General features: G+C 33.6%; 4 protein-coding genes. All 4 read right to left on the bottom strand.

The annotated features are described in order from the left end of the window. Positions 1-161: 161 nt before the first annotated feature. Positions 162-2,018 carry a tetratricopeptide repeat protein gene (locus D5R40_RS30385; RefSeq protein WP_124144735.1) on the bottom strand — a complete coding sequence of 619 codons (1,857 nt, stop codon included), beginning with the start codon at positions 2,016-2,018 and terminating at the stop codon, positions 162-164. Positions 2,019-2,206: 188 nt separating this feature from the next. Further along, on the bottom strand, positions 2,207-3,247 hold the full coding sequence (locus D5R40_RS30380) for a J domain-containing protein (protein WP_124144736.1): 1,041 nt from the start codon (positions 3,245-3,247) through the stop codon (positions 2,207-2,209). Between the two features lie 330 nt (positions 3,248-3,577). After that, positions 3,578-3,838, bottom strand: coding sequence for a DUF5132 domain-containing protein (locus D5R40_RS30375; protein ID WP_124144737.1), 261 nt, complete (start codon positions 3,836-3,838; stop codon positions 3,578-3,580). Positions 3,839-4,523: 685 nt separating this feature from the next. Then, the coding region (locus D5R40_RS36510; protein ID WP_161565121.1) for a hypothetical protein at positions 4,524-4,780 on the bottom strand (257 nt) is incomplete at its 5' end.

Raw genomic sequence — 4,780 nt, 5'->3', positions numbered from 1 at the left:
CCCCTCCCAGGAGGGGAGGGGAAGTCAGGAGTCAGGAGGAGAAAGAATTACAAAGATAAACGTAGTTATGGCGATTGAAGATTTTTTTTATGTCCAATTAAACGGATTTGAGGTAATTATTAATTATTCATTATTAATTATTAATTATTGACAAACAGCCTCTAAAGAGACTGTTGATATTTCACCAAAAGTTCAGAGATATAATCATAACCATCCACCCCAATAACTGGCAAAATTTCTGACCGTTTCCGATTTAAAATTTCATTAAAATCTTCTCCCAATTGCCCCTTCAAAACAACCATCAACCCAGCAGTTTTTCGCCATTCATTAGCACCAATTTGCTCTAACAAATACATACCCAAACTACCAGCAAAAATAGCTTGCTCCAAATTTTGTAAACTATAGTAAGCTTGAGCAAGATAAGCCAAATTCAAACCTTGCAAATACAAATCCCCAGAATATTGAGCAGCTTGCCAACCACCCGCCAAATATAACAGTGCATCTTCGGGTTTTTCTAACACCATAAATGCAATTCCCAAACTACTAAAACAAAGAGACTTACTCTGACCATCTCCCAAACTTTCCGATAACTTTAAACCCTGTTGTAGATAATTAATCGCATTTTCATAAATCTCAGTCTCCATCATTTCTTGTTGTCTAGCTTGGAAAACTTCACTAAAACCTAAATTAGCCAAAGCATTAGCTTCCCCTTTTTTATCCCCTATTTGTCGAGAAAACATCAACGCCCTTTGACTATAATTAATTGCCTCACTATAATCCTGCATCGCTACACAGGTCCGACTCAAATGATTAAGATTAGCAATTTCACAGAATTTATCCTCCGTTTCTTGGGCAATTTCTAAAGCTTTTTTATGAAATTCCATTGCCTTTAAATTTTCCCCCAAAGTTTGCTGAGAATAACCCAATAAAGTTAAAATTCTTGCCTTAGCTTGAGTACCTTTAACTATTTGCAAAGGAGCATCTAAATAACTCAAAGCATTCTGTAAATATTCTCCAGAAAAAGAAGCAAAAATCCCACCATAGAGCGGAAAATATTCCTGTTGAGAAAAGGCACGAAAAATTTGCAATGCCACCTGAAAACAAGAATTAGTTAAACGAGGTCTAGCTTGAAAACCATTAGCTAACTGACACCAAATAGTAGCAAAAGTTAAAAAAGTAGAAATAGATAATTTTGCCCCTACTTTAGCATCATAAATTAACTTATCAAACCATTCTACTAATCCTCTTTGTAAACATTGTAAAATTAATACCAATTCAACTAAATTACTAGCTTCAATACTCGCCTTACTCGCAAATTCTACAATCGACTTTTCCAAAGCAATAGTATTGAATAAACCTTCTGGAAAAGAACTATTTACCTGTTTTGCCCATAATATCCACGGTCCTCGTTGTTCGGGAGTACCACCAAATCCTAATTGACCCCTACTTTGGTCATAAATCCAACTTACCAAATAAGGTTGCAGTCGTTGCCAAGCATCTAAACCTTTAGTAATACCAGTCGCAAACTGTTGCAAGTCTTTTTCTAAATCAGGGTCAGCAGTTTGGAGTTTTTGTCCGTCTAAATTTTGGGCCAGTTTTTGTAGTTGATTGAGAGTTAGAGGTTGTTTTTGGTTAGGGTCAATAGCATTGAATAAAGTAGTCAGGCGATCGCTAGACTCAGCATTAATAATTTCTTGTACAGACGAAGCGATCGCTTCTTGAGTCTGATTTAGTTTTTCCCACCGCTCCCATTCTCCCTGAATAGTTTTTAATGCTCGCAAACGACGATTAGCTTTTGCTTGTTTTAACTCATCAGTTTCTGTATCTACTTGGTTTTGGACAGTTTGCAGACGTTCATCAAAACAACGTTCAAAAATTTCGCCCGTACCACTACTAATTTCTTTTACCAGCATTTGATATACTTGTTCCTTAGAACGAATTTGACCTTTGAGAGTAATTTCCAAAATGTGGTCAATTAAATTGAGATAGCGTTCCTGCCAAGAAATAGATTCTGTCATTTTAAAATCGTTTTAATTACTTATCTTTTCGTTTATAAGTTTCATTCCTACCCACTTCACCTATAGTTTCTACAAGCTTGTTGGGGTTTGACTCCATCCACTTTTCCTTTCCTTAATTTCTTCGGTTCTTCCTTCTTTTTTCTTCCTTCTTCCTTCTTAAATACAATCACAATACCGATTAAGTTAATTTATACATTTACCACTACAAACATTTTTTCAAACATTTCATTAATCAGATCTTCCATATCATCTCTATTTACAGAATTAGGACCTCTAACAAACTCTTTTAGTGTAATTTTCCGGTCTTTAAAATCTTTAACAAAATTATGCAATACTTGCAAAGAATTTAGATCAACTTCTGCTTCTGCAACCAAATTTTCCATCAAATTTTCTCCTTTTCGCTTTGCTTTGCGATACTGTTTTACCATATTTCCTTGAGGAGTCTTTTTCACTTCTCGTAACTCTGATTTAACTTGTTCATATTGTTGAGATAATAGTTCAATTTCTTTCTCTAATTGTTCGCATTCTTTTTCACTATCATTTTGGGAAAACTTAACTTTTTCTTGATTTTTATCTCTTTCAATCTCTAGTAACCGAGCTAGATCACCACTTTGATAAGCAATATTAATTTCTTTCATGATTTCAGTATAGAAAACACGAGTTTCATTATCCCTAGCTTTATCTGGGTGAAATTTATCGGCTAATTTTAAGAATATTTTTCTCAGGTCTCTACTAGGACGTGGTTGACAAATATCTTCATTTTCATCGTAATGATGATTTTCTCCAAAAAAATCTTTCTCCGTTGTCTGTTCATAATCATCTCTATCTTCATCTTGAAAATTTGTCGATGATGACCGAGAAAAATATTCTGGGCGAGGAGAAATTTTACCTGTCAATTGTAAGATTCGATAAATATCTATAACTTCTTGCTTTTGACGTTTTCCTAAAAGTTTATTACTTAAAATTTTATCAAATAGCCCATGAATTTTTTGATCTAGACTATTAATTTTGTCATACAATGGTCTACTTTTTTGACGCACTTCTTGAGTGAGTGTTTGCATTTGTTGAGTCAGGTTAGACAACTCAGTTTTTTTACGTTTGATTTTGCTCAGAAGTTTTTTATGCTTTTCGTTGAGAAAATCAATCCTAGCGTGAATGGAAGAGAAGGATAAAGCATTTTCTTGAGGTAGAGAATTAGAAGTTGCTGTTTTTTTAGTTTTTCTTGGCATAGATAGTAAGTATAATAATAAAAACTTTGGTAATTTAATCTTTTACAGTCTATCGTAATTTACTCAATGTGTCATCTGAGTAAGAATATATAGCGCTACGCGCAACTCAAAAGTCAAAAGTTAAAAGTTAAAAGTAATATCTGACTGAGTTTGAGCATTTATAAATGTCCTAACCTATTTACGTAGTGCTATAGTATCTCTAATTGATTCAAAAAGCTAAGATGGAAATTGTTTCTTACCAAATTACTCAAAATCATTAACACAAAAAAAACAGGGGATAACATCCCCTGTTGCCAACAGAATTTACCAACAATATGCTTTTTATTTATATTAGTCTTTAACAGAAACTTTTACCATTTGCGCTGCTGTGATTTTTTCTGTCTTTACTTCAACTACTAAAGTATTAACTATTTCTCCAATTTCAGCTAAAGTTGCTTTACCATTTTCATAAAGTCTGGTCCCGCTTTTAATAATTGTCTTAGCAATAGACTTTTGTACTGGATTCACCCTCGAGTTTACTGATACCGAACTCAAATTAAATATTAAAGCTAATACATTAATCTGCTTAACTGTTTTCAGTAGACTTGACATAATTGATTTCCTTTTTTTTACTTAAGGTTACGAGTATTTCAAGTTTTTCTCGGTAGAATTTTGCTATTTATTGTGGAGGTTTTGTTGTAGAGTTAGAGTTAGCTTTATTTACTAAATTTGTTAGATTATCTACAGCTTTCATTTTTATCTTTAACTGTAGCCCAATCTCATAAGTCATTCTCCTAAATTAAATTTCTCTAATTTGAAACCGCTGATCTATTACTAATGCTAACCTCTGAGTTCAAACTAGGTTTATTGCTTCATTAATTTATAGATTAATACTATTCTCGAAAAAAAGCAACCCTTGTTACGGTTATTCATAACTTTATTTTATTAGAAAAATTTAATATTAACCTGGAAAACCTTAATTTTAAAGACTTTGAAAGGAGTAAGAGAGTAATCTTAAACTTAAAAGACAATAATCTACTAAGGTAATTTTATAAGTATTTATTCTCAAACAATTCAATTTATATTATTTGGATTCTGTGAGAAATCCCTATTCCCTATAAGCACTAAACGAGTAGGGGAGTGAGGGAGTAGGGGAGTAGCAAACATAAGAATAATATATACTTACTACCTAATAATCGCTATTCACGTTATTGAATCCTAATAATTACTTAATCATTGAAGTCTTGCATAACTATAGAATTCTTTTTAAGAAATGATATTAAGTAGGGTTTGCTGATTAAATATCAAAGTATTGACTGGTATTAGTTTGAGCAATTTTAGGTCTGGAGGGGGTGCGAGGTTTTAGGTGGTAATGGTTCAAAAATTCAGGATTTTGGTCAAGAGTTGAGCAGAACAATCTTGGGACAAAACGCCCGCTCCTACCTCCTCGCTCGTTCCCATTTCTCCGCTCCTGGGAGGGGGAGGGGCGAGGGGTGGGTTGTCTCCTGTCTCCTGTCTCCTGTCTCCTACCCTCACCCATAAGACTTTTGAGCG

The sequence above is a fragment of the Okeania hirsuta genome, from assembly GCF_003838195.1.
Classification (GTDB): Bacteria; Cyanobacteriota; Cyanobacteriia; order Cyanobacteriales; family Microcoleaceae; genus Okeania; species Okeania hirsuta.
The sequence above is the reverse complement of the archived record's forward strand: the minus strand, read 5'-3'. Positions and strand labels throughout refer to the sequence as shown.